This window comes from Streptomyces sp. NPDC102467, assembly GCF_044765445.1.
GTDB lineage: Bacteria > Actinomycetota > Actinomycetes > Streptomycetales > Streptomycetaceae > Streptomyces.
The window spans coordinates 318898-344884 of the sequence record NZ_JBIWKA010000009.1; the positions used below are offsets into that span (position 1 = coordinate 318898).

The 25987-nt window shown below is 69.2% G+C and carries 21 protein-coding genes; 6 read left to right on the plus strand and 15 right to left on the minus strand.

Annotation, left to right across the window (positions count from 1 at the left end):
• Window positions 1-142 precede the first annotated feature (142 nt).
• Window positions 143-2266, minus strand: a complete 2124-nt coding sequence (locus tag ACIREE_RS20975; protein WP_404154030.1) for a type IIA DNA topoisomerase subunit B — start codon at window positions 2264-2266, stop codon at window positions 143-145.
• A 441-nt stretch (window positions 2267-2707) separates the two neighbouring features.
• Between ACIREE_RS20975 and ACIREE_RS20980 the strand changes: the two genes are divergently transcribed.
• Complete coding sequence (locus ACIREE_RS20980; RefSeq protein WP_404154033.1) at window positions 2708-2938, plus strand: hypothetical protein; 231 nt, start codon at window positions 2708-2710, stop codon at window positions 2936-2938.
• Between the two features lie 95 nt (window positions 2939-3033).
• On the opposite strand, the gene ACIREE_RS20985 is transcribed toward ACIREE_RS20980, so the two are convergent.
• The 7 genes from ACIREE_RS20985 to ACIREE_RS21015 form a co-directional block, all read right to left on the minus strand.
• Entirely contained in the window at window positions 3034-3864 is an 831-nt protein-coding gene (locus tag ACIREE_RS20985; protein ID WP_404154035.1) for a S1 family peptidase, read from the minus strand.
• Window positions 3865-4021: 157 nt separating this feature from the next.
• Window positions 4022-5554 carry an RNA polymerase sigma factor gene (locus tag ACIREE_RS20990; protein WP_404154037.1) on the minus strand — a complete coding sequence of 511 codons (1533 nt, stop codon included), beginning with the start codon at window positions 5552-5554 and terminating at the stop codon, window positions 4022-4024.
• Window positions 5555-6034: 480 nt separating this feature from the next.
• The gene (locus ACIREE_RS20995) at window positions 6035-6919 is read right to left on the minus strand and encodes a FadR/GntR family transcriptional regulator (RefSeq protein ID WP_404154038.1); all 885 of its coding nucleotides are present in this window, start codon (window positions 6917-6919) and stop codon (window positions 6035-6037) included.
• Between the two features lie 163 nt (window positions 6920-7082).
• Window positions 7083-9005, minus strand: coding sequence for an ATP-binding cassette domain-containing protein (locus tag ACIREE_RS21000; protein ID WP_404154040.1), 1923 nt, complete (start codon window positions 9003-9005; stop codon window positions 7083-7085).
• Between the two features lie 221 nt (window positions 9006-9226).
• The gene (locus ACIREE_RS21005) at window positions 9227-9988 is read right to left on the minus strand and encodes an NUDIX domain-containing protein (RefSeq protein ID WP_404154042.1); all 762 of its coding nucleotides are present in this window, start codon (window positions 9986-9988) and stop codon (window positions 9227-9229) included.
• 108 nt (window positions 9989-10096) lie between these two features.
• Complete coding sequence (locus ACIREE_RS21010; RefSeq protein WP_404154274.1) at window positions 10097-12016, minus strand: glycogen debranching N-terminal domain-containing protein; 1920 nt, start codon at window positions 12014-12016, stop codon at window positions 10097-10099.
• Between the two features lie 596 nt (window positions 12017-12612).
• A complete protein-coding gene (locus ACIREE_RS21015) occupies window positions 12613-14031 on the minus strand; it encodes a DUF4192 domain-containing protein (RefSeq protein ID WP_404154044.1) in 1419 nt (472 codons plus the stop codon).
• Between the two features lie 133 nt (window positions 14032-14164).
• Here ACIREE_RS21015 and ACIREE_RS21020 point away from each other — a divergent pair, with 133 nt between their 5' ends.
• Window positions 14165-16327: a RecQ family ATP-dependent DNA helicase gene (locus ACIREE_RS21020; protein WP_404154046.1), complete on the plus strand. Its 2163-nt coding sequence runs from the start codon at window positions 14165-14167 to the stop codon at window positions 16325-16327.
• A 216-nt stretch (window positions 16328-16543) separates the two neighbouring features.
• Entirely contained in the window at window positions 16544-17182 is a 639-nt protein-coding gene (locus ACIREE_RS21025) for a hypothetical protein (RefSeq protein WP_404154049.1), read from the plus strand.
• Between the two features lie 81 nt (window positions 17183-17263).
• On the opposite strand, the gene ACIREE_RS21030 is transcribed toward ACIREE_RS21025, so the two are convergent.
• The 3 genes from ACIREE_RS21030 to ACIREE_RS21040 form a co-directional block, all read right to left on the minus strand.
• The gene (locus tag ACIREE_RS21030; RefSeq protein ID WP_404154052.1) at window positions 17264-17878 is read right to left on the minus strand and encodes a hypothetical protein; all 615 of its coding nucleotides are present in this window, start codon (window positions 17876-17878) and stop codon (window positions 17264-17266) included.
• A 68-nt stretch (window positions 17879-17946) separates the two neighbouring features.
• Window positions 17947-18648: a ribonuclease HII gene (locus tag ACIREE_RS21035; RefSeq protein WP_404154055.1), complete on the minus strand. Its 702-nt coding sequence runs from the start codon at window positions 18646-18648 to the stop codon at window positions 17947-17949.
• A 51-nt stretch (window positions 18649-18699) separates the two neighbouring features.
• Window positions 18700-19326 carry a TetR/AcrR family transcriptional regulator gene (locus tag ACIREE_RS21040; RefSeq protein WP_404154276.1) on the minus strand — a complete coding sequence of 209 codons (627 nt, stop codon included), beginning with the start codon at window positions 19324-19326 and terminating at the stop codon, window positions 18700-18702.
• Between the two features lie 156 nt (window positions 19327-19482).
• Here ACIREE_RS21040 and ACIREE_RS21045 point away from each other — a divergent pair, with 156 nt between their 5' ends.
• Window positions 19483-21039, plus strand: a complete 1557-nt coding sequence (locus ACIREE_RS21045) for an MFS transporter (RefSeq protein WP_404154058.1) — start codon at window positions 19483-19485, stop codon at window positions 21037-21039.
• Window positions 21040-21173: 134 nt separating this feature from the next.
• On the opposite strand, the gene ACIREE_RS21050 is transcribed toward ACIREE_RS21045, so the two are convergent.
• From ACIREE_RS21050 to ACIREE_RS21065, 4 genes are all read right to left on the minus strand, one after another.
• The gene (locus tag ACIREE_RS21050) at window positions 21174-22082 is read right to left on the minus strand and encodes an ADP-ribosylglycohydrolase family protein (RefSeq protein ID WP_404154060.1); all 909 of its coding nucleotides are present in this window, start codon (window positions 22080-22082) and stop codon (window positions 21174-21176) included.
• Between the two features lie 12 nt (window positions 22083-22094).
• Window positions 22095-22754 (minus strand): histidine phosphatase family protein, encoded by a 660-nt coding sequence (locus ACIREE_RS21055; protein WP_404154063.1) that lies wholly within the window; start codon window positions 22752-22754, stop codon window positions 22095-22097.
• 107 nt (window positions 22755-22861) lie between these two features.
• On the minus strand, window positions 22862-23467 hold the full coding sequence (locus tag ACIREE_RS21060) for a YdbC family protein (protein WP_404154066.1): 606 nt from the start codon (window positions 23465-23467) through the stop codon (window positions 22862-22864).
• A gap of 34 nt (window positions 23468-23501) precedes the next feature.
• A complete protein-coding gene (locus tag ACIREE_RS21065) occupies window positions 23502-24323 on the minus strand; it encodes an arylamine N-acetyltransferase (protein ID WP_404154068.1) in 822 nt (273 codons plus the stop codon).
• Between the two features lie 15 nt (window positions 24324-24338).
• Between ACIREE_RS21065 and ACIREE_RS21070 the strand changes: the two genes are divergently transcribed.
• Both ACIREE_RS21070 and ACIREE_RS21075 read left to right on the plus strand, forming a co-directional pair.
• Window positions 24339-25295 carry a DUF1152 domain-containing protein gene (locus ACIREE_RS21070; protein ID WP_404154071.1) on the plus strand — a complete coding sequence of 319 codons (957 nt, stop codon included), beginning with the start codon at window positions 24339-24341 and terminating at the stop codon, window positions 25293-25295.
• A gap of 79 nt (window positions 25296-25374) precedes the next feature.
• Window positions 25375-25911, plus strand: a complete 537-nt coding sequence (locus tag ACIREE_RS21075; RefSeq protein WP_404154074.1) for a TerD family protein — start codon at window positions 25375-25377, stop codon at window positions 25909-25911.
• Window positions 25912-25987 lie beyond the last annotated feature (76 nt).

Here is a 25987-nt window from a genome sequence, read left to right on the forward strand (position 1 = left end):
GTGGGCGGGTGGTCTCCCTTTGCACCCCCCCCACCCCCCCCCCCAAAACCCCCGCACGGGGGGGCCCCGGGGGGGGGGGGGGGCCCGGGGGGGGGGGGGGGCCCCCCCCCGGGGGGGCGCCCCCCCACGATGCCCGGTCGGGCTACGCGTCGATGCGCGAGCGGTCCAGGGTCGCCGCGGAGCCGCTGATGAACTCCTTGCGCGGCGCCACGTCATTGCCCATCAGCAGATCGAAGACCTGCTCAGCGGCGTCCAGCTCGCCGATGTTGATCCTGCGCAACGTGCGGAAACGCGGGTCCATGGTCGTCTCGGCCAGCTGGTCGGCGTCCATCTCACCCAGGCCCTTGTAGCGCTGGATCGAATCCTTGTAACGCACACCCTTGCGCTGAAGCTCCAGCATCGTCTCCCGCAGCTCGCGGTCCGAGTACGTGTAGACGTACTTGTCCTGGCCCTTCTTCGGCTGGACCAGCTCGATGCGGTGCAGCGGCGGCACAGCGGCGAAGACGCGGCCGGCCTCGACCATGGGCCGCATGTAGCGCTGGAACAGCGTCAGCAGCAGGCAGCGGATGTGCGCGCCGTCCACATCGGCGTCGACGAGCAGAATGATTTTGCCGTAGCGCGCCGCGTCGATGTCGAAGGTCCGGCCGGACCCGGCTCCTATGACCTGGATGATCGCGCCGCACTCGACGTTCTTCAGCATGTCCGAGACGGACGACTTCTGAACGTTGAGAATCTTGCCGCGGATCGGCAGGAGAGCCTGGAACTCGGAGTTCCGGGCAAGCTTGGCAGTGCCGAGCGCGGAGTCGCCCTCGACGATGAACAGCTCGCTGCGCTCCACGTCGTCGCTCCGGCAGTCCGCGAGCTTGGCGGGCAGGGACGACGACTCCAGGGCTGTCTTGCGGCGCTGCGCGTCCTTGTGCTGGCGGGCCGCGATGCGCGTACGGGCCGCGGCGACGGCCTTCTCCATGACAGCGCGAGCCTGCGCCTTGGCGTCGCGCTTAGTAGACGTGAGGAACGCCTTGAGCTCCTTGGCCAGGACATTGGCGACGATCCGGTTGGCCGCCGAGGTGCCGAGGACTTCCTTGGTCTGCCCCTCGAACTGCGGCTCCGCCAGACGCACGGTGACGACGGCCGTGAGTCCCTCCAGGGCGTCGTCCTTGATGACGTCGTCCTCGGCGACGCGCAACAGCTTCTGGGTACGCAGCACCTCGTTCAGCGTCTTTGTGAGCGAGCGCTCGAAGCCGGACACGTGAGTGCCGCCCTTGGGGGTGGCGATGATGTTCACGAACGACTTGATGTTCGTGTCATACCCCGTCCCCCAGCGCATCGCGATGTCGACACCGAGGTCACGGGTGACCTCGGTCGGCGTCATCTGGCCGTGCTCGTCGAGCACGGGGACGGTCTCCTTGAAGTGGCCGTTCCCGGTGAGACGAAGGACGTCACAGACCGGCTTGTCCTGGGCCAGGTACTCGCAGAACTCGCTGATGCCCCCGTCGAACCGGAAGGACTCCTCGCCCTTGCTGCCGCCGTCACCGAGGCCGTATTCGTCGCGCACGACGATGGTCAGGCCCGGCACCAGGAAGGCGGTCTGGCGGGCACGCTGGTGCAGGTGCTCCAGCGAGAGCTTGGCGTCCTTCAGGAAGATCTGCCGGTCCGCCCAGTAGCGGATACGGGTACCGACGCGGCTCTTCGGGACCTTCTTGACCTTGCTCAGTCGCGCGGAGGAGTCGAAGGCCGCGTCGGGGCCGGGCTTGGCGAAGGCGCCGGGGACACCGCGCCGGAAGCTGATGGCATGTGTGTGGCCATGGAGGTCCACCTCGACGTCGAGGCGCGCCGACAGCGCGTTCACCACAGAGGCACCCACGCCGTGCAGACCGCCGGAGGCCGCGTACGCGCCGCCTCCGAACTTGCCGCCGGCGTGGAGCTTGGTCATGACGACCTCGACTCCGGAAAGGCCGGTTTTGGGCTCCATGTCCACGGGGATGCCGCGGCCGTTGTCCCGCACCTCTACGGAGGCGTCGTCGTGCAGGATCACCTCGATGTGATCGCAGTAGCCGCCAAGAGCCTCGTCGACGGAATTGTCGATGATCTCCCAGAGGCAGTGCATCAGGCCGCGGCTGTCGGTCGAGCCGATATACATGCCGGGACGCTTGCGTACGGCTTCGAGCCCCTCGAGAACGAGAAGGTGCCGCGCGGTGTAGTTGGAACCGTCCCGGTCTGCTCCGGTCAGCAACGCTGTGGACGGCACGGACGTATCGGCGGTCACGCGGTTCGCTCCTCGCTGAATTTCAGATGGGGCCCTTATGGGTAAAGGGCCGGCGTCGGTCGCCCGTCAGAGGGTACCGAGGCCTGGTAGAGCCGTTGTAACGCCACCCTCACCTCTGACCAGACTAGTCCACCCTCGTATGCATGTTCGATCCCTCGATGGAGTGAAGCCCACATCACGTTCCCTTCCAGGCATGAACCATTTAGGCTCCGGGCACGTCCTCATGAACAACCGGCAAGCCAGCCGTGGACGACCGACCTGACAGAACGTGCGAACCCGTAAGAGACGTAAGAGACGCAATACGGCACATTCGCCGCCACCCGGCAGCAGACAGCCGGTCTCGAAGAAAATTTTCGAGGAAATGCCGCGAGCGGGAACGTTTTCGGCCTGGTTGGATGTTGACCCTGGTACGACAGCTCGTCGAGCTAGAGAAGAGGCGACGTGACTACTGTTCTGACCCCCGCGAGCCCGCTGACGGCGGCTGACCGCTGTGACCGTTGCGGCGCCCAGGCATATCTGCGCGTCGTTCTGACCAGCGGTGGTGAACTGCTCTTCTGCGCCCACCACGGTCGCAAGTTCGAGCCGGAACTCAAGAAGATCGCCGCTGAGATACAGGACGAGACGGAGCGGCTCACCGCTGTTCCGGAAAGCTCCGAAACCGAGGAACGCTGACGCCTCGCACCCACGACGAGCCAGCTCCGGCATCAGGCCGGTGATCGGGCGGCCACCCCTCCACCAAGGGATGGCCGCCCGTCCTCGTATCTCCGTCAGCCGTGCTCTCGCAGCACCCTGACGACGTCCGAGACCCTGGTGTAGACGCCAGGGCTCCCTGCGCGGCCACAGCCGCTTCCCCACGACACGAGGCCGACGAGTCGGCCCTGGGCGACCAGCGGGCCTCCACTGTCGCCCTGGCAGGCGTCCTTGCCGCCCTTCGGCTCCCCGGCGCACAGCATCGTCGCCGGCAGGAACTTTCCGTCCGCGCCGCCGGGGTACGCCTTTTCGCAGGCGGAGTCGGCGAGCACCTGCACCTGTGCGGCGTGCAGCGTGCGCGCATAGTCGCCGGCACCGGTCGTGTCGCCCCACCCGAAGACGGTCGCGCCCGTTCCCGGCGCATAGGCCGGGTCGCCCTCCTCGGCCATCGGGATCACGTATCCCCCGGGCAGCGGCGTGGCCAGTGTGATGACGGCCACATCGCCCGCGTTGGTACGGCTGTCGTAGTCCGGGTTGATCCACGCACTGCGGAGCGGGATCTCGACCCCGTCCGAGGCCCGGAGGTCCGTCCGGCCGGCGATCACCTTCAGATCGCTCACTTTGTCGCGCGGAACGCCCAGTACGGGCTCGCTCAGGCAGTGCGCCGCGGTGATGACCGTCGACCGTGCGACGACCACGCCCCCGCAGAACTGTCCCGCGCGCATACCCCCGAATCGGTCACGACTGGAGAGTGCCACCACCCACGGATTGTCGGACGCCTTGACCGGGCGACCGCCGACGACGCCGTCGTCGGCGACCGCGGGTGCCGACGAGGCCAAGGGCAGCACCGCCGCCGCGACCAGTACGGCCAGTGGTGCGGTCAGCGCTCTCGCGAAGGGACGACGCATGCGGTCTCCTCACTCTGGGTTGCTATGACACACCCAGAGTGATCCAGTTGTGCGCACCACGCACAGCGAGACTCACCTTCGGCCGCCTATTTCGAAGGCCCGGCCCCACCCTGCGAACGGGGTCGGGCCGGGCCTTCGTAGAGCCGTACAGCGGTGACTAGTCGAGGTAGTCGCGCAGAACCTGCGAGCGCGACGGGTGGCGCAGCTTCGACATCGTCTTGGACTCGATCTGGCGGATGCGCTCACGCGTCACGCCGTACACCTTGCCGATCTCGTCGAGGGTCTTCGGCTGACCGTCGGTGAGACCGAAACGCATGGAGACGACGCCCGCCTCACGCTCCGACAGCGTGTCGAGCACGGAGTGCAGCTGCTCCTGAAGGAGCGTGAAGCTGACGGCGTCGGCCGGGACCACGGCCTCGGAGTCCTCGATGAGGTCACCGAACTCGCTGTCGCCGTCCTCGCCCAGCGGAGTGTGCAGCGAGATGGGCTCACGGCCGTACTTCTGGACCTCGATGACCTTCTCGGGGGTCATGTCGAGTTCCTTGGCCAGCTCCTCCGGGGTGGGCTCACGACCCAGGTCCTGGAGCATCTGACGCTGCACGCGCGCGAGCTTGTTGATGACCTCGACCATGTGCACCGGGATACGGATGGTGCGGGCCTGGTCGGCCATCGCGCGGGTGATCGCCTGACGGATCCACCACGTGGCGTACGTGGAGAACTTGTAGCCCTTGGTGTAGTCGAACTTCTCGACCGCACGGATCAGACCGAGGTTGCCCTCCTGGATGAGGTCCAGGAAGAGCATGCCGCGACCCGTGTAGCGCTTGGCCAGGGAGACCACCAGACGGAGGTTGGCCTCCAGGAGGTGGTTCTTGGCGCGGCGGCCGTCCTCGGCGATGATCTCCAGCTCGCGCTTGAGCTTGGGAGCGAGCTTGTCCGCGTTGGCCAGCTTGTCCTCGGCGAACAGGCCGGCCTCGATGCGCTTGGCGAGCTCGACCTCCTGCTCGGCGTTGAGCAGCGGGACCTTGCCGATCTGCTTGAGGTAGTCCTTGACGGGGTCGGCGGTGGCACCGGCGGCCGCGACCTGCTGGGCGGGCGCGTCGTCCTCGTCGTCGTCAGACAGGACGAAGCCGCCCTGGCCCTCCTCGGCGGGCTCGCCTTCCTTGCCCGTCGCGGGGGTCTCCTCCGTCGACTCGTCGTCGGAAACCTCGTCGTCCTTCTTGGACGCCTTCTTGGCGGCGGTCTTCTTGGCGACCGTCTTCTTGGCGGTGGCCTTCTTCGCCGTCGTCTTCTTCGCGGCAGCCTTGCCGGCGGGCGCGTCGTCCTCGGCAGCGACCTCGGCCGTCGTCGCCTCGGGGGCGGCGGTGGCAGCGACCTTCTTGGCGGTGACCGTCTTGGCCGCGACCGTCTTGGTGGCGGTGCGCTTGACCGGACTCTTGGCTGCGACGCTCTTTCGGGGACGCTTGGGCTCAGCGGCACTGACCATCAGCGTCACACCCTCTTCCTCGAGGATCTGATTGAGGCTGCGCAGAACGTTCTTCCACTGAGTGGCCGGAATCTGGTCGGCTTCGAACGCACGGCGTACGTCATCGCCGGCGATCTGGCCATCAGCCTTTCCCCGCTCAATGAGCGCCATGACAGAGACGGATTCGGCGATCTCCGGCGGGAGCGTACGGGATGTGCTGGCCGACACGAACAACCTCTCGGAACGTTGGAAAACGGCTTCCGGCCCCGTCCTGTGGACCGGAGTCCTGTGGACCGGAGCCGACGACCGCCGACTTGGGGATGGGCCGACGGCGCGGGCGGAGGCCGGGGAGATGGACAGCGCCACGAACGGCTGCTGTATTCCCTCCTCGGCTATCACCTCTTAGGTCATCGCGTTGCCCCGAGGAGCGTTACGCCCAATCTGCGTGGCCCGAGTCACACCCCGTAAGCTGTCAAAAACCGACAGATACATACAGAGTCGGTCATGTCAGAAGTCGGACCGCACCCTCACCGACGCGTGCGAGCAGAGGCCCGTACGGGTGACAAAGTGCGGCGACGAAGCATGGGCGACCGACCTACACAGCCGAGTCGCCGGATGGCGCCCCTCTACATGTGCGCAGGGCACATGGGGGGCGCCGTCCGGCGACACCAGGTTCGTACTCCTCGCTCCGCTCCGGCCCCGGCGCGGTCAGTGCTCGCGGGGCGCCGGCACCACACGCTCCACCTCGGGGTGGACCATCAGCAGCTGACGCATGGCCGTCTCGGCGCCGGAACTGTCGCCCGTGGCGAGCGCGTCGGCGATGCGCGCGTGGTGCGCGAGGGCGGTCTCGTTCGGCCGGTCACAACCAGTGACGGGCCCGCCGGAGACCTGGAGGGCGGCGGAGACGATGCCGGCAAGGTGCTCCAGCATGCGGTTGCCGGCGAGCTGGATCAGCAGCGAGTGGAACTCCGCGTCGGCGCGGGAGAACGTGATCGAGTCCCCCTGGCCGAGCGCGTGCCCCATGATCTCGACCATGTCGACAAGGCGCTGCTGTACGTCTTCACGGCCGTGCCCGGCGGCGAGGCGCGCGGCGAGCGGTTCGATCGTCCAGCGCAGCTCGCTCAGCTCCCGGCGCTGATCGTCGCGCTGCGGCCCGAAGGCACGCCATTCGATGATGTCGGGGTCCAACAGGTTCCAGTCGCTGACCGGCCGCACGCGCGTGCCCACGTTCGGGCGGGCGCTGACCAGGCCCTTGGCCTCCAGGACGCGGAGGGACTCACGGACGACGGTCCGGGACACCTCGAATCGCTGGCCGATCTCTTCGGGAACCAGCGGGCGGTCGGCGCCCAGGTCGCCGGAGACGATCATCTGCCCCAGCTGCTGGACGAGTTGACCGTGCAGACCGCGGCCCCGGCTGCCCGCGGCGCGTCGGCTCATGCGGCCGAGATCCTGGTCCGTGCTGTCCCAGACGGGGGGGCCGACACGGTTGGCGGCCGGGCCCGCGTAGGGGTAGCGGTCGAGTTCACCCGGTCCGGCGAGGCCTGAGTCGGCGGAGCGGGCGGCGGTCATCATGGTGTGCGCAAGGGTACTCACGGAATGTGTTGTCGGCGCCGTCCTCAACTCCCTTGAGGTCTTTGGTGAAAAGCACACGAAAGGGTGATCTCCCCCTTCGCCACAATTGACGCCTTATCGGAAAGAAGCGGGCGCGCCAGAGGGAGTTGCGCACAGTAAGGGGCCGACAGCCGCCGGACGGCCGTCATCGCACCCTGGGACGCAACACCATGAGCAGATATGCGCAGAGCAGAGCGCCGAGCGACAACATCAATGCCCCGCCGACGGGTTGGGCAATCATCCGCACCCCGGCGGCGACGAACCGCTCCGCGCCGAACGGCCAGTGCACCAGAGCAAGATCACGCAGCCTGGCGGGGAACCCTGCCGCCGTTCGCACAGACGGCCCCTCCAAGGCTTTCTGTACGAGCGGCACGATGACGACGGGTACGGCGACCACCGCCGCTAGTCCGGCCGCGGTGGACCGGAACACTCCGGACGCGAGAACCCCCGCCCAGGCACACGCGACGACGAGCGTGAACCAACTCGCGCCCATCGACGGCCAGTCGGCGGGAACTTGTGTGAGCTCTGATCCGTATACGAGATGAAGCAGCGCGGCGTCGCAGCCGACCACGAGGACGGCCATGAGGACGGCGGTCGCCGCGCCGACGAGCAGTTTGGCGGAGAGAAGTCCCAGGCGGCGAGGGACGGTGCCGCGATCGGCGGCGAGCGCGGGGTGACGGAACTCGTCACCGAAGGCGAAGGCGCCGAGCAGCCCTGCCCCTAGGGCGGCAGGAGGCAGAGGCAGTTCCTGGGGCCACGCGGCGAGCAGGCGGGGCTGTGGAGTGTGTCCGACGCGGGCGAGCAGCACGGAGAGGAGCGCGGAGACGGCGAGAACGAGCGCGACGGTGACGTATCCGGTGGCGATGCCTGTCGCGCGGCGCAGTTCGTAGCGCAGGGGGCGCAATGGGCTCCGTGCCGGGCGGACGGTGATGGGGGGCGGCAGCGGAGAGAGCGTGGCCGACGCCGATCTGGCCACGCCGGACTCCGTGCGGCTCGGGTTCTCGGCGGTGTCCTCGGGAGTTTCGGACAGGGGCGTCGTGTCGACGAGGGGCACGAACGTGCTGGTCGGCACTGGGGTGTTGGGGAGTTCGTCGGCCGAGGAGGGGTGCGTCTCCGCGCCGGTCCCGGATCCGGCGGACGGAAGAACCCGGGCATCCGGGCCGGCGCCCGAAGGGAGGGCGCGCGCCACTGAGAGCCCCGCGTCCCCGATCTCGTCGGCGAGTTGATGGACGAGGATGTTGTGCCGGAACGCGGTCTCTCCCACGTCCGCGCAGGTGCTGCCGTACACCGAGAGGTGGCTGCCGTCCTCAGGGACCACTTCGACCGTGCGCCTGGCTGTGCGTGCCTCTTTGGCCAGCAGGACGCCCAGGCGCGCGGCATGCGGGCTGCGGACGGCCACCCGGGGCCTCAGCCGGGTGCGCGCGAAGTCGGCGACCTCTTGGTCCGCGACCAGCCTTCCCTCCTCGAGGGTGACGACGCGGTCCGCGGTCCGCGCCGCCTCCTTGGCGTCGTCCGTGGTGAACAGGATCGTGCCGCCGAGGCCCGCGTGTGCTCGCAGAATGCCGTGCAGCCACTTGCTCTCGCGGGCCGACAGGCCGTCCGCGGGACCGTCGAGCACCAGGGTGTGCGGGTCCGCGAGGAGGGCACAGGCCAGGCCAAGGCGACGGTCCATGCCGCGGGACAGGGTGCCCAGGCGCTGGTCGCGCAGGCTCACCAGGCCGACGACCTCGAGTACTTCGTCGGCTCGCTGGACCGGCACCCCGGCCGCCGAGCACAGCATCCGCAGTTGTCCACGGACCGTCCGGGCGGGATGGCCGGGCACATCGCCGAGCAGGACGCCCACTTCGCGTGCGGGCTGGGCGATGCGGTGCAGCGGGCGGCCTCTGAAGTAGGTGATGCCGCGCCCCTGTTGCAGCTCGAGCATGAGCCGCACCACCGTTGTCTTTCCGGACCCGCGGGCACCGAGCAGTGCCGTGACACAGCCGACGTGTGCGTCGAAGGACACGTCGTCGACCGTGGGCGGGCTCTCCTTACGGGCATTGCTGGTCAGTCCGATGGCCTGGATCATCGCTTCTCTCGCAGGATGGGCGACCGCCCGGCGGCCGAGGCCCGCCCGCCGCCCGGGCAGCGGGAGAACCCCGTGGGTACCGCAGCAAGATAACGCGATATTTACGGCTTTTCGGGCAGGGTGCGGACGTGAGTGTCCGCGAACGCGGAGTCGGAAGACGCGGACGACACACTCCGCTGCACAGGCTGTCGCAGAACAGTCCCGCACCCTCGGCGAGTCGTTCAGACCTCCGGTCGCAGCATCGGCGGGTTGAGCAGCGTCGCGCCACCCGCACGGAAGAGCTGAGCAGGCCGACCGCCCTGGCGCGTGGTGGTACCCCCTGTCGGCACAAGAAAGCCGGGCGTGCCGGTCACCTTGCGGTGGAAGTTACGCGGGTCCAGGGCGACGCCCCAGACCGCCTCGTACACGCGGCGCAGCTCACCGACGGTGAACTCCGGCGGGCAGAACGCCGTCGCGAGCGACGAGTACTCGATCTTCGATCGGGCCCGCTCGACACCGTCCGCCAAGATCTGCGCGTGGTCGAAGGCGAGCGGCGCGACCAGCTCGTCCTCCCGCTCGTACCCACCCTGGTTGAGCAGTGCCTCGACCGGGGCCCAGCGGGCGCTGTGCGCATCGCCGCCCGCGCGCGGTGCGGGCAGGTCGGGCGCCAGCGCGAGGTGGGCGACGCTCACCACACGCATCCGAGGATCCCGCTTCGGATCACCGTAGGTGCCCAGCTGCTCCAGGTGCGCGCCGTTGTCCTGGGCGGGCGAGGTTCCGTCGTGGGCACACAGCCCCGTCTCCTCGACGAGCTCACGCGCGGCTGCGGCAGTCAGGTCCTCGTCGTCCCGTACGAACCCACCGGGCAGCGCCCAACGCCCCTGGAACGGCTGTTCCCCGCGGCGCACCGCCAGCGCACACAACGCGTGGCGGCGCACGGTGAGCACGACCAGGTCGACGGTGACAGCGAAGGGCGGGAAGGCCGACGGGTCGTAGGGCGACATGGAACGATCATAGTCGTCTGCCTGACGATAAACAGTCCCTTCACTCGTTGGCTCCGCCAGTTCGTGGAGCGGTACGCAGCTGCTCCGGCGCGGCCCCGGTCGAGCCGGTCACACCCCCAACTGCAGAACGTCCGCGGCCTCCTCGACCATGGCGAGGCCGAGCCGGCTGACGCGCACAGAGAAGGCGTGCCCGGCCACGCGCAACCCTGTCAGCCCGATCTCGCCCAGCGGGGCGCTGCGCACCGGGGACAGCGTCACCGTCCCGGCGGACGCGTCCGGGCGGATGCCCGCGAGAGTCGCCAGGAGGTGGACCCCAGCGGCCGCGGCGACGGCAGCCGGTCTGCAGGCGGCGGGATGCGGCAACGGGACGCCGCCCTCGACACGCTGCTCCCCCGCGTACATCTCCGGCAGCCGGTACGCGAAGTGCTCCGCGGCGGCCAGGACACCGCCGAGCAGGGACACCGCCTCCTTCTCGTACCCCGCAGTGGCCAGGCCCGCGACGGCGACCGCGGTCTCCTGCACACGCACCGCTCCCGCGCGATGGCCGAACGGGTTGTACGAGGCCTCCTTCACCTCCAGGGTCCGCAGCCCCCAGCCCGAGTCCAGGCCCGGTCCGCCGAGCAGGCGAGCGAGCTGCTCGGTCTGCACCTTGTCCAGCAAGCCCGGTGCGCACGCCCCGGCCCCGAGCAGCCCGGTATCCAGGAGATGGGCGGCGCTGCTGCCCAGGTGAGGCATCGGGCGCCCGTCCGCGGTGCGCGCCGCCGCCGGTCTGCCGCCGCCCCGGTCCTCGATCCAGAAGTCCTCCCGGAACCGCAACCGAAGCTCCTGCGACCACTGCCGCAGTTCCGCGCCCCCGGGTCTGCCGTACGCGTCGAGCAGGTCGGCGCCGAGGATCGCTGCCCTGTGGGCATGGGCCTGGGTCTCGCCGCGCAGCGGCCCGCCCGGTCCGGGGTCCGGCAGGTACGGACCCGCGCGCGTGGCGGCGCGCAGCCACTGCAGGCACCGCTCCGCCGCAGGGAGCAGCTCCGCCACCTCCTGCTCGGCCAGGCCCCAGCGTCTCGCTTCGGCCAGTAGCACCGGGAACAGGAGTGTCGCCTCGATGCCTGTGCAGCTCGGGGGCATGCGGGCGCCCGCATGCCGAAGCGGCCCCGGCAGGCGGCCGTACTGCCCGCCCGGTTCGTCCAGCTGAGTGCGGGCAAGAGCTCGCAGCGTGCTGCCGGCCAGGCGGGTCCCCAGGGGCAGCACCATCCTCGCCGCGGCCAGGGCCTCAGCGGGTGCCGGACCGCAGCGCCAGGGCGCACCCGCCGCCAAGTAGACGTCCGACGGCTGCGTGGGGTCACGCACCAACAGCGCATGCAGATCATCGATGCAGCTCCGCAGCAGGGGCGCTACGCGTGGGTCGTCCCCGTGCGCCTGGGCCGCAGCGAGCGGGCGGACCCCGCTGTGTCCCGCGGCTCTGCCGATCCCCGTGCCGTCCGCCCGCACCCGCAACTCGATAGTTCTCGTCCCACCGGGCGGCAGGTCGAGCTCCCAGCGCAGCAGCCCGGCTGAGGCCAGAGCGTCGGTGGGTGGAGGTGTCGCCGTGACCACTGTGTGGCCGATCGGGGACGACCACCGCATGCCCGAGTCATGAACCGTCGCGGGCAACTCGCGGCCCGGGGTCCCGGCGGCCACCGCACCGAGTTCGGCCAGGTCCGTGCCGAGTGCCACCTCCAGGGGCAGCCGAAGAGGCCGCGCCGCGGAACTGTGCAGCGTGATGCGTTCGGTGCCGTCGGCGTGCCGGATCCGCTCCACGACGACATCCGGATCCGGCCCCCCGTCGGGCGCTGCCCGCACCGTCCCGACGAAGCGGGCGCGGTCGGCCGAGACCATGCGCGCCTGGACAGCCAGCGGCTCTCGGCCCGCCACCCGAATGTGGCATCGCGACAGGAGCCGCCGGCCCCCGCGGTAGAACCCCTCGAGCCCCTGGGCCGTCATCTGCCCGTCATCGGAGGAGATCGCGAGTCCCGGCAGGGCCACGCAGATCAAGGCTCCGTGGGTGGGCGGGAGTTCGGAGGAGCGTCGGGGCGCCACGGTCGACGCCGTCGGGGCCGGTTGAAGGACGGAGTGGCCCGAGAGCGCGTAGGGCCGTTGGTGCGAAGGTTCCGGCGCGCCGACGTCCCGCACCGCGGCAAGCACACCGTCGAGCGGCGCCACCGCGGGCCGACGTGAAGCATTCGCCGTCACGACCGCTCCCTCTGCGGGGATGCCGTGAGCGTGCCGCTCACACGACCCGTCGCCGCCATGACGCGCTCGCGTACAGCTGGGGCTTCGTGTGAAGGCCACCCCGCACAGGCCCGATGCGTCCGACTGCCGGGCCCTGAGTCCTGCCCGCGCGCACCCATCGGCCGGGAGCCGCTGACTCTGTCCACACTCGGCCTCCATCTCAACACCCGCATGGGGCGCCTCCTTTCGCGCACGGTCGCGCGAGGCGCCGGCATCCCGCCGGGCTGGTGGACGCGCAGACGGCACGGCCCGGCCGCCGCTACCGACACTCAAAGGAACGGAGCCGCCCCGCCCCAAGTAACGCCACAATGCGACGAACCACCGACTCGCTCGCCGACGGACCGGCGCCACAGCCGTGTTCACCCGTCATCCCTGGTGCGTTGCCTTCCGGCCCTACGGTGTCCGGAAGGCCGCCGTGGCGCACGCCCGCCCGCCCGGGCAGGCCGGGTCCCCGCCCGGTGACGACCCGCGCCGCGACGCCGCAGCGCGGCCTCCAGACCGCGAGCCGCCCGCGACACCCCCGGGTCCACGGCTCCCGGGGGCATGACGGCCGCGAGAGCAGGGGCGCAGCCGGGTTCCCTGCCGGCTGAGGCCTCCTCACCATCCAAGTACTCGGTTGCCTCGGTGTCCCCGTCAGGGGGCTCCGTCTCCCGGCCGGCCCGCTTGCCGCGCAGCGAGCGGCGAACCGGCTCCGGATCGATTCCGTCGGCACGTGCAGCGTTGAGCAGTTGGGCGAACACGTAGCGCGGATCGACCGTGAGGGCCATCTCCAGTGCCTGATCCGCCTCGACGGTGTCACCGAGCGACCAGGCGATCCAGCCCGCGAGGCTCAGCGGCGCCGCGGCGTGCTCTCCGTAGGGTCCGACGCAACGCCGGGCCAGCGCCCTCCACAGTCGGAGCGCACAGGAGGCTTCCGCGCCCTCCATCCACTCTGCCGCCCGGTCCCTGGTCGATCGGTCCTGAAGGCCGAGAATCAGGGTCGCGGCCTCGTCGTGCGCCAACAGCTCGTCGTCCCTCAGGTCGGCGTCCAGTTCTGCGTCCGTGTCCGGGGCGTCCGCGAGACGGCCCATGACGCGGCGCGCCAGGTCGAGGGTCTCCGCCTCCACCTCCTCGCGCGAGACGCCGGCGAAGATCCTCGGCACGAGGTCCATCGCCGCCGCGTCCAGCGCCCGGGTCTGCTCCGCGACGAGCGCCGTCTCCAGCGGCGCCAGACGCGCACGCGCCTCCTGCGCCGACCCACGCACGTGAATGCCGGCATACGCCGCCGTGGCCGCCATCACCGAGGTGCCGCCGGTGACGATCACGTTGCCCTCCGGCGGGCAGCACTCGGGGCGCGGGCAGCAATAGCTCCAGTACCTGCCGTCCGAGAGACAGAGCGCCTCCGTGACCGGCACGTCCAGGCTGCCGCACGCCGTGCGCAGGAGCTGAGCGAGCGGACGCAGTCGCTCCATCACCCGCCGCGCGGGGTCCATGCCCGGGGTCGCCGCGTCCTGGCAGAGGAACGCGACGACGCTGTCCGGCCGCCCGTCCCTGCGCTCGCACTCGCCGATCAGGCAGCGGGCCATCTGCTGCGCCACGGACGGCCAGTCCTCGGCCCGCTCGGGGATACCGAGCCGCACCCGGCCGCCGAATCGGCCTTTGTGCAGGGCGACCAGGACGACGCTGTCGTCCGGGCGGAACCCGAGCAGATACGGGAGCGCTTCGGCGAGTTCACCGGCCGTGCGCAGGGTGATCTTTGCCGCGCCGGTCGTTCCGGCGGGTTCGCTGTGATTCGTCATGCGACGACCATGCCGCGGACCGTCGGACTCCGTTTTGGCCTGTGGATAACCTCGATCAGGGACACGACATGAGTTGTCCACAGGTCTTGGGCCTCGTTCGCGCGATGTCGGTCCCATCGGGTTGCATGGGGGCATGAGCAACGAAGACCTGCGGACGGCCGCCGACGCCGTACTCGCCCGCCTAGTTTCCGACCCGAGCGGGACGGCCCGGCTGCGCGAGGACCAATGGCGCGCGATCGAGGCCCTGGTCGCCGAGCACAGACGCGCCCTCGTCGTGCAGCGCACCGGATGGGGCAAGTCCGCGGTGTACTTCGTCGCGACCGCGCTGCTGCGGGAGCGCGGCAGCGGCCCGACCGTGATCGTCTCCCCGCTGCTCGCGCTGATGCGCAACCAGGTGGAGGCGGCCGCGCGCGCCGGCATCCGCGCCCGCACCATCAACTCGTCGAACACGGAGGAGTGGGACGCCGTCCGGGCCGAGGTCGCGGCCGGGGACGTCGACGTTCTTCTGGTGAGCCCCGAGCGGCTGAACAACCCGGACTTCCGGGACAACGTCCTGCCGCAGCTGGCTGCCGCCACCGGCCTGCTCGTCGTCGACGAGGCGCACTGCATCTCGGACTGGGGGCACGACTTCCGTCCCGACTATCGACGCCTGCGCACCATGCTTGCCGAGTTGCCCCAGGGTGTCCCCGTCCTGGCCACGACGGCTACGGCGAACGCGCGGGTGACAGCGGACGTCGCGGACCAGCTCGGCACCGGCGGCGGTTCGGACGCCCTCGTGCTGCGTGGCCCGCTCGATCGCGAGAGCCTGAGCCTCGGCGTACTGCAACTACCTGACGCCGCGCACCGGTTGGCGTGGCTGGCCGACCATCTGGACGCTCTGCCGGGATCCGGGATCATCTACACGCTCACGGTTGCCGCCGCCGAAGAAGTCACGGCGTATCTGCGCCAGTGCGGCCACACCGTGACCTCGTACACAGGGAAGACCGAGAACGCGGACCGACAGCAGGCCGAGGAGGATCTCCTGGCGAACCGGGTGAAGGCCCTGGTCGCCACGTCCGCGCTCGGCATGGGCTTCGACAAACCGGACCTCGGTTTCGTCGTGCACCTCGGCTCCCCCTCCTCCCCGATCGCGTACTACCAGCAGGTGGGGCGCGCGGGACGTGGCGTCGAGCACGCGGAAGTGCTGCTGCTCCCGGGAAAGGAGGACGAGGCGATCTGGCGCTACTTCGCCTCGCTCGCCTTCCCTCCGGAAGAGCAGGTACGACGCACCCTGGATGTGCTCGCACAGTCCGACAGACCGCTGTCGCTCCCGGCTCTCGAACCGCTTGTGGAGCTGCGTCGTTCGCGCCTGGAAACCATGCTCAAGGTCCTCGACGTGGACGGTGCGGTGCACCGGGTGAAGGGCGGCTGGGTCTCCACCGGCCGGCCCTGGATGTACGACACCGAGCGCTACGCGTGGGTCGCCAAACAGCGCGAGGCCGAGCAGCAGGCGATGCGTGACTACGTCACGACGACCGGCTGCCGCATGGAGTTCCTGCGTCGCCAGCTGGACGACGAGGCGGCAGTCCCGTGCGGGCGTTGCGACAACTGCGCGGAAGTACGGATCGAGGCCACCGTCTCACCGGACGCGCTGAATTCGGCGCGAGGCGAACTCGGACGCCCCGGAGTCGAGGTGGAGCCCAGGAAGATGTGGCCCACGGGACTCGCGGCCGTGGGCATCGACCTCAAGGGACGCATTCCGGTCGGTGAACTGACAGGTGTGGGCCGGGCCCTCGGCCGCCTCTCGGACATCGGCTGGGGCAACCGGTTGCGCCCCCTGCTCGCGCCACAGGCCCCGGACGGACCGGTGCCGGACGACGTCGCGCGGGCCGTCGTGGAAGTCCTGGCCGACTGGGCCAAGGGCCCGGGCGGATGGGCGGCAGACGGCCCGGACACGCAGCCGCGCCCGGTAGGTGTGGTCACTCTGGCGTCCCACACGCGTCCCCAGCTCATCGAGTCACTGGGGGCGGGTATCGCACAGGTCGGGCACATGCCGCTCCTCGGGCGCATCGAGTACGCGCCGGGCAGCGACACCACGCACCTTCCACGCAGCAACAGCGCTCAGCGTCTTCGCGCCCTGGAGGGCACGTTGACGTTGCCGCCGGAGCTGACCGAGGCCCTTGCGCGGGCGGGTGGTCCGGTGCTGCTCGTCGACGACTACACGGAGACCGGCTGGACATTGGCGATGGCGGCCCGGCTGCTCCGTAGGGCCGGTGCGCAGGCGGTGTTGCCGCTGGTCCTGGCGGTACAGGGCTGATTCGTGCGTCGGAAACCCAGTCGTTGGGCAGGTATATAGGCGACGCATCGTCCAATACCGCATCCGGGCCACGATTGCTCGTTGCCGTGCGCCGACGCGGCGGGAAGAATTGGCAGCGTTCCCCGCGTGGCCCCCGAGGTCCGGTAGGGCTGTGCCGTGGTGCGCTCCCCCAGTCCGACCTTGCCCGCGTCCGGGCGTGTAGCCGAAGGGAGGACCGTGGCCTTCGGATTCACTCCGTCCTCGGCAGCCTCGATGTCCGCGTCCTCGATGCGCTCCGAGAGGCTCGCCGATTCCGTCAACCGACCGACCAGGCTGCTCGAACCCGCAGAGTGGGCGGCGGCGGGAATTCCGCTGCTGCGCAATCCGCGCGAGGTCGTCAGTGGACTGCACACGCGTCACCGGCCCATACCCCGGACCGCGGTGGTGGCTGTCCTCGACCCGGAGGAACGGCTGAACGCCAGCGCGTCCTTCACCCGGCGCGACAGTGCCACCGATGGCTGGACGTTCCGCAACGCCCTGCTCTCCCAGCTGCGCCGCGTCATCCCGCACGACCTGCGCCGCCGCACCCCGGTCCGTACGGCGGTTCTGCTGTACTGCCGCGAGGGCGAGACCCGGTGGACGGAGGAGGACGGGGCCTGGATGTGGGGGCTGCGGGACGCCTGTACGTTGCACGGCCTGCGCTGCGGGGCGTACATCACGATGACGCGCGACGGTTGGCAGGTGCTCGGCGAGGGCCGTGGTGGCAGGCGCCCGAGTGTGGGTTCCGTGGCCGAGGTTTTCGGGGGCGACGAGGAGTCGACGCCGCGGACCGGCGGCGCCGCGACGGAGATGCTCCGTCGCGCGGCGGCTCGCTGAACCGCCCTGCCGCGGTCACGCACCGGCCTGCCGGACTCCCCGGACACCGGTGAACGGTGCGGGCAGCCGGCAAGCGGCGCGTCAGACCCCGGCGCCCAGCAGCGCGTTGACGCGCTGCGGGTCGCCGCACACGATCAGCAGGGTGTCGGCCCTGCCGAGAGCGAGCGGCAGCGCTGCGGTAGCAGCCTCGTCGGCGCCGCCGTTCACGGCGACGACAACCACCGGCCGCGACGCAGCACGGCCCAGGGCGGAGGCATCGGCGTAGAAGACGTCGTCGCCCGCGTCGTGCTGCGCCCAGTAGGCGTCCGCACCGAACGACAGCTCGTGAGCGGCCCACGGGTGCGGTTCCCCCGTGGTGATCACGAGGACGTCGCCGGGCGTACGCCCCGAGTCGAGCAGCAGGTCCAGGGCTTCCTCCGCGGCGTCCAGCGCGCCCTCGGCCGAGGCCGGGATGAGCTGGATCTGCGGCTGGGAGGCCGAAGTCGATGGGACAGCAGGGGCGTTCGGCCCCGGCTCGGCAAGGGGAGCCGACTCGCGCGAAGTGCGCTGCGCGGGCGGTGTGGGCCTTGCGGGACCCGGGCGGCCGGGTCGGGGCGGCGCCGCGGGACGCGGGCCGGGTACGGGACGGGGGGTCGGCGCGGTGCGGGGACCCTGGGCACTCTCGTGAATCTGAGGCTCCTCGGGAATGAGAGGCATGAGCTGATATCTATCAAACGCAGGTGCGGCTCGCGTCAGCGGGTGGCACATCAGTACGAACACAACGGTCAGAAGTCGAAGCCGAGCTGGCCCTCGATCTCCGGAACGCCGGCATCCGCCCAAATGCGGGCCTTCTTGAGATGCCGCCACTGGGGCAGCGCATCAAGATACGCCCACGAAAGCCGGTGGTGCGGGGTGGGCCCCCGCTCCTCCAACGCGGCACGATGCACCGGCGACGGGTATCCGGCGTTGGCCGCAAACCCGAAGTCTGCATGGTCGATGCCCAGTTCGGCCATCATTTTGTCGCGGCGGACCTTGGCGATCACCGACGCCGCGGCGACGGCGATGCAGGAACGGTCCCCCTTGATCACCGTACGGACATGCCAGGGGGCACCGAGGTAATCATGCTTCCCGTCGAGGATCACCGCGTCCGGCCGCACCGGCAGCGCCTCAAGGGCGCGCACCGCGGCCAGCCGCAGCGCCGCGGTCATCCCCAGCTGGTCGATCTCCTCGTGCGAGGCATGCCCGAGGGCATGGGCGGTGACCCAGCTCTCCAGCTGCTCCGCGAGCACCTCGCGACGCTTGGGGCTGATCAGCTTGGAGTCGGTGAGCCCTTCCGGCGGGCGCCGCAGTCCTGTGACGGCGGCGCAGACGGTGACAGGGCCCGCCCAGGCACCGCGGCCGACCTCGTCGACACCGGCGACGATCTTGGCACCGGTGACAGCGCGCACTGAGCGCTCGACGGCGTGGGTGGGTGGTTCGTACGGCATGGCGGCAAACAGCGTACGCCGCCGATATCCCGTCGCGACACCCGGCCGGGCTCAGTCCGCACGCCGCCGCAGCAGGGGAACCATGACCTGGTCGATCATCGCCACGAGATCCGCCTCCTCCCATTCACTTCCGCACACCTTCGAGCGGTACATCATCATCGCCGGGATGACGTCGTACACGGCGGCATCCGCGGCGTCGGGACGCACCTCCCCGCGCTCGATTCCACGGCGTACGACCTCCTCGATCAGCTGAACACTGGGCTCGACGACGCCTTCGATGATCACGCCATGGAAACGCTCCGCCGTGAATGAATCGCATTCGTGAAGGACTGAGCGAATCGCGAATCCCGGCCTGGAATACATGGCCTCCCGCATCTGCCGACACAGCTCCAGCAGATCTTCGCGCACGCTCCCGAGGTCCGGCGCGGAGTCCAGCTTGGGCAGTCCGGTCTGCAGGGCGTCGACAACGAGATCCTCCTTGGAGGGCCAGCGCCGGTACACCGCGGCCTTCCCCGTCTGCGCGCCCGCGGCGACGCCCTCCATGGTGAGGCCGTTCCAGCCGACCGTACTGAGCTGGTCCAGCGCCGCGTCCAGGATGGCCCGTTCGAGCACGGGACCACGCCTGCGCATGGAGGCGGCCGACGGAGCGGAAGTGGCCGTCCAGCGCGAAGTAACCATCGTCATCTCTCCGTTGAGCTAGTCGAGCAGCGTCGCGCGGCACGTAAAAGCACGGCAGTAAATTCAGTGAACGGTTGCGTTCACTGAAGGGGAGTCACTACCGTTGACGCAACAGTGAACGGGGCCGTTCACTAACACGCTTGTGGGGGATCCATTGTGACAACCTCTCAGTTAACGCCGGATCAGAAGCCGGGAGCAGCCCGCAGGGAGGGGCATCCCGGCATCGCACTCGCCGTCATCGCCGCCTGCCAACTCATGGTGGTCCTCGACGCGACGATTGTGAACATCGCGCTCCCGCATATTCAGGACGCTCTCAGCTTCTCCACGACCGACCTCACGTGGGTCGTCAGCGCCTACACCCTCACCTTCGGCGGCCTCCTGCTTCTCGGTGGCCGCGCCGGTGACATCCTCGGTCGCCGCCGGGTCTTCATGACCGGCATCCTGTTGTTCACCTTCGCCTCCCTCCTGGGCGGACTCGCCCAGGAGCCCTGGCAACTGTTGGCCGCGCGTGCCCTTCAGGGCGTCGGCGGCGCCATCGCGTCGCCCACTTCACTGGCACTCATCACGACCACGTTCCCCGAAGGGCCCGCACGGAACCGCGCTTTCGGCGTCTTCGCGGCAGTCTCGGCAGGCGGCGGCGCCGTGGGGCTCCTGGCCGGCGGCATGCTCACGGAGTGGCTGGACTGGCGCTGGGTGCTGTTCGTGAACGTACCCATCGGCATTCTGATCGCCGTCCTCGCGCCTAGGTACATCAACGAGTCGGAGCGCCACCCAGGACGGTTCGACATATCCGGCGCGCTCACGTCCACGCTCGGTATGGCCTCTCTCGTCTACGGCTTCATCCGCGCCTCCGAAGAAGGCTGGCAGGACAATCTGACCCTCGCTTCGTTCGGCGCGGCGGTCGTGCTGCTGCTGGCCTTCGTGGCCATCGAGAGCCGGGCCAAGGAGCCGATCACCCCGCTGAAGATGTTCGCCGACCGCAACCGGTCGGGAACGTACGTGATCATGCTGAGTCTCGCCGCGGCCATGTTCGGCATGTTCTTCTTCATCGTGCTGTTCGTACAGAACGTGCTGGGCTACTCGCCGATCAAGGCCGGCCTCGCCTTCCTTCCTGTGACGGTGGCGATCGCGCTCGGCGCGGGACTGTCGCAGAGGTTCCTGCCGATACTGGGACCGAAGCCGTTCCTGGCCGGCGGATCGGCCTTCGTCGTGGTCGGACTCGTCTGGCAGTCGTTCATCAGCCCCGACAGCTCCTACGTGAGCGGGGTCCTGGGTCCTATGGTGATCTTCGGCTTCGGCATGGGCCTGAACTTCGTGACCGTGACCCTCACCGCGGTCTCCGGCGTGGCCCCACACGAAGCGGGAGCAGCATCCGGCCTGCTCAACACGACGCAGCAGGTGGGCGGTTCGCTTGGTCTTTCCATCCTGACAACTGTCTTCGGCACGGCAAGTCGTCACGAGGCGAAGTCTCAAGCGGCAGACTTCATGGCCAACGCCTCGCCGGAGCAGAAGGCCGAGTTCTCCAAGTCCCACGAGTTGCCCGCCCCTTGGAGTCATGAGGTGCTGGCGCACGGCATCTCCACGGCCTTCATCCCGGCAGCAGCCATGGCGGTACTCGCCCTGGTCGTCGCCTTGTTGGTGGTCAAGGTCCGTAAAAGCGATCTGGAGGCGCTCTCCGGCACAGCGAGCGCGGCCGGGCCGGCCGCGGGCTGAGGCCACCGCGAGGACGTCAAGGCCGGGCTGCGCCTACGCCGGAGACGGCGAGCCACAGCCCGGCCTTCGCGAGGTCTTCTCCTCGAACGTCACCGAGCAGTGCGGCGCTTCACGTCACCGAGCAGTGCGGCGCTTCAGACCGACGCGGTCGGCATCCATGCAGGAGGAGCTTCGGTGAGCTCCAGCCAGTCGGTCGACGGCGCCCCGTCCCTGCCGGAGGCCACGACGCCGCCCACGATCGCGCAGGTCGTGTCCATGTCGCCTCCCACCTGGGCAGTGGTCCAGAAGGCCCGCTCGAAGTCTCCGAGCCCACGCGCCGCCGACCACAGTGCGAACGGCACGGTGTCGTGCGCGGTCGTCCGGCGGCCGCACCCGAGCACGGCGGCCACGGTGGCCGGGTCCCCGTAGTCGAGCATGTCCCTGGCCCGGCGCAGCCCCGCGCCGACCGCACTGCGCGGCACAAGCGCGATCACACCGTCCAGCAGGTCCTGCGGGCTCGGTGGCCCCGCAGGATCGGCCACGAGCGCAGCAGCGGCGGCCACAGCCATCGCACCGACGACGGCCTCGCGGTGCTGGTGCGTCGGATAGGCCGAGATCTCGGCCTGATGTGTGGCCTGCTCCGGATCATCGGCGTAGTAGGCCCCGAGCGGCGCGATACGCATCGCCGCACCATTGCCCCACGAGCCTTGCCCCTTGAACAGCGCGGACGCAAGCGCACGCCAGTCGCCGCCCTCCCGGATCTGCCGCAGCAGCCGGTTCACCGCAGGGCCGTATCCCCGGTCGAAATCGTGGTGCTCAGCGAACGAATGTGCCAGGGCATCCTGGTCGACCCGGCCATGAACGGCCAGGACGGCCACCACGGAGCACGCCATTTCGGTGTCGTCGGTCCACTGCCACGGGCCGTCCGGAACCGCCCGCCCCTTGAGCAGCGGATAGTTCACCGGGACGAAGAACTGCGATCCGAGCGCATCGCCCACACAGAGTCCGCGCAGGCTGGACAGGGCGCGGTCCAAGCGCCCGTCGGGAGAGGAATCAGCAATCATCGGCCCGCCACTCTATCCGGTGACCCCATAGGGCCTGGGGTCGCACCAGCGCTCGAATGGCCGGTTCATCTCGTACTTCCCGTTCTCCCCGAGAACGAGTGCCCGCGTCTCGGCGTTCCCAGGATTCGACAGTGACTCGAATTCCGCGACAGTCCAGTGGAACCAGCGCATGCAGAACAGCCGCATCGTCAGCCCGTGCGTCACGAGCAGCACGTTCGGCGGGTGGTCCGGCTCCTCGAAGCTGCGGTACAGGCTTTCCAGGAACGCCCCGACCCGGTCGTACACATCCGCCCCGGACTCGCCCTGCGCGAACCGGTAGAAGAAGTGCCCGTAGGCGTCCCGATAGGCCTTTTGGAGCCGTACGTCGTCGCGGTCCTGCCAGTTGCCCCAGTCCTGCTCCCTGAGGCGGGGCTCCTCCCGCACCCGCACAAGATCAGGGTCGAGACGGAACGCGCGAAAGGTCTCGTGGGTGCGTCGGTAGGGCGAGACGTAGACGCTCACCCGCTCCCGCCCGAAGAGCTCCCGCAGTCCCGTGCCCGTCTCCTCGGCCTGACGCCACCCTGTCTCGGTGAGCGCCAGGGCATGGTCGGGCTCGCGCTCGTACACGGTGTCGTCGGCATTGCCTTCGGATTCGCCGTGCCGGACAAGAACGATGCGCCGCGGTCGTGCCATGGGGAAACACTAGATCGATTCGGCCCGGCTCGAGCACCCGAACGGACTCCATCCGGCGTACGCCGCACGGCACGCGCGCGTGCTCCCCCGCTCGCACGGTCCGGCGCTCATACGGTCCAGGTCGGCTCCAGCTGCACGATGCCGCCGTCGATGGCCTCGATGTCGGCCTCGGTCTGGGCCCTCAGGGATAACCGCTCCACTCGGTCGACCTGGTATTTCCCGCGCTCGGCGGCCGACTGCCACATCGAAAGGATCAGGAACTCGTCGCCCGGCGCCTCCGCGAAGAGACCCCGGATCATCCCTGGCGAGCCTGCCATCGCAGGGTTCCAGACCTTCTGCTGCATGAGCGTGAAGTGCTCGGCCCGCTCGGCATTGGCCTTGCAGTGGGCAATCCGGACGACGTCCGCGTCGGTGAATCTCGGCTCGAATCCCGTCTTCACATCGAAGAGGTGATCGAACAGTTTCACCTGCATGTCCCTGTAGGTCCCTGATTGACCCGCCGCGAGCCGATCGTGGGACCGCGCCATGAAGGAGTCGTAAAAGGCACGGCTCTCCCAGAAACCGAAGACATGGGCCACGTCAGGTCGTTTCCTGCTCCAGCCCCCGCCTTGCCCCCGGAACCCCGGCTCCCCGAGGAGCCCCGCCCATTTCCGCTGTCCCCGCTCGAACCCCCGACGGTCCACCACAGAGCAGCGAATCCACTTGACCAGCACGGCGCCATCGTACGGCGCGTTGCGTGACGTGGGGTCAGTCTCCGGTGTAGTGCACGCGCACCAGCGCGGCGACTTCGACGTCGCTCAACTCGATCCCGAACTCACGGTCGAGAACCGTACGCAACTCGGATGCCGGTACCTCGCGTTCAGCCCGGCTGCCGTCCGCATATTCGACGACAAGCTCTCGCCCTGTAAGGGTGCGCCGGGCGTCCGGGGTGGCGTACTGCACGATGGGCCGACGGACGAACGCGGACCTCGGATGAGTGGAGGTGTAGTGATTCAGCACTACATAGTCGACAGGATGCCGTTCCTCCGAAGTGAAGGCGTACATGTCTCGCCAGCCGTCCGGCCGTCGACTGCGCAACACCCAGATGTCGCTACCTTCCTTCTCCATGCCGAACTCCCAAGCGTCCTGAACTACTTGAGCGCCCTCGCTCAGGGGAATCGGCTCCCGCAGCCCGGAGGCACCGAAGCCGACATCACAGAGCCACTCCTCGCCGTCCACCCGAACCCGCGTCATCATGTGTGTCACCGGCCGCAGTGAAGCTGTTCCCATCCGCACGCGCGCGCCAAGTCCTCGTACGGGAAAGCCGATTTGCTCCAATACGGCGGCGAACAGCAGGTTGTGCTCATAGCAGTAACCGCCGCGGCGCTTGTGCACCAGTTTGTCCTGCAGGGAAGGCACGTCGAGCAGCACCTCCCTGCCCAGCATTATTTCCAGGTTCTCGAACGGAATCGCTTCTACGTGGGCACGGTGCAGACCGCGTAGCGTCTCCACGTCCTGTTTCGGGTCTTCGTCGAAGCCGATCCGCGCCATGTAGGCGTCGATATTCAGTTCTTCCGCGTCCCAGGTCATTCCACAATGATCGGTATGACGGCGCTCTTCACCAACCCTGTGTCCGCTCGACTGGCCGACGCGCAGCATGTTCTCGTCGCGGGTGCGGGCGGCGGTTTCGACATCTACGCAGGCCTGCCCGTGGCCCTTTCCCTCCTCCACGAAGGCAAGGACGTCCATCTGGCCAATCTGTCGTTCAGCGCCATAGAAGGGCTACCGGCGGACACCTGGACGGCCCCTGACGTGGCACGGGTGACTCCGGACTCCGCGCCGCACCAGACCTACTTCCCCGAGCGCACCCTCGCCCAATGGCTGCGCCTGCACGGCTATCCCGACACGGTGCACGCCCTCGCGCGCGTGGGCGTGCATCCGCTGCGAGCCGCCTACGAGGCGCTGATCGAGCGGTATGACATCGACGCGATCGTCCTGGTGGACGGTGGCACGGACATCCTGATGCGCGGCGACGAATCCGGTCTGGGTACGCCGGAGGAGGACCTCACGAGTGTCGCGGCGCTGGCCCGCATCGAGGGTCCCGAACGGCTCGTCCTCTCCCTCGGGTTCGGTGTCGACGCGTACCACGGGGTGAGTCATGGACTTGTCCTGGAGAACATCGCCGCTCTGGAGCGGGCGGGCCACTACTTGGGGGCGTTCTCACTGTCCCGCGCCTCCAGGGAGGGTGCGCTGTTCGTGGACGCGGTCGCCCATGCACAGAAACACACCCCGGACCATCCGAGCATCGTCAACGGGTCGATCTCGGCCGCGGTGCAAGGCGCCTTTGGAGACGTACGGTTCACGGAGCGCACACGGGGCAGTGAGCTGTTCATCAATCCTCTGATGGCGCTCTACTTCGCCTTCGAACTCGAGGGGGTGGCGCGGCACTGTCACTACCTCGACCGGATCGAGGACACCCACCTCATCCGACAGGTGAGCCGTGCGATCGAGGGGTTCCGTGAGGAGATCGCCACACGGGCCCCCCGACGCATCCCCCACTGACCAGGGCGGCCGCGCGGTGTCAGTGGGACCACGTAGCGTGTCGGTAGCACTCAATGTCGTGCCGAGAAGGGGGAGTTCGGTGAGCAGTCTCCGCAAGGGGATAGAGAAGGTCGAGGTCGGCCTGAAGTGGGATCCGAGCCCATTGGGTTCGGACCCCCATGACCTGGATCTCGTCGCCGCGACGTACACGAGCGACGACCCGCACGGCAGCCCCGCCTACCTTGTCCACTTCGACAGCCGCTCCCCTGACGGGACCATCACCCTCAACCGGGACAGCAGGACCGGATTGGGCTTCGGCTTCGACGAGGTGATGACACTCGAGCTGGATCGGCTCGCGCCACGCTACGCGCGCGTGCTCGTTGGCGTGGTCGTGCAGCAGAGTGAGCAACAGACAGGGCGGGACACGGTGTTCGCAGATGTGGCGAACACCGCCGTACGCGTACGGGAGGGCTACACCGACCTGTCGCAGCACGACCTCTCGGCGGTGGACGGCAGTTCGGCGGCCACGTTCGCCGAATTCACGCGGGGTGCCGACGGCGAGTGGTCCTTCCGCGAAACGATACGCGGCTTCGACGGCGACCTCGCCACGTTCTCCGCCGCCATGGGCGCCCTTTAGTACGCACACACCGAGGCGCGTACGCCGAAGGGGCGGCGGGACCGTGCTGGTCCCGCCGCCCCTTCGGATCAGGCGA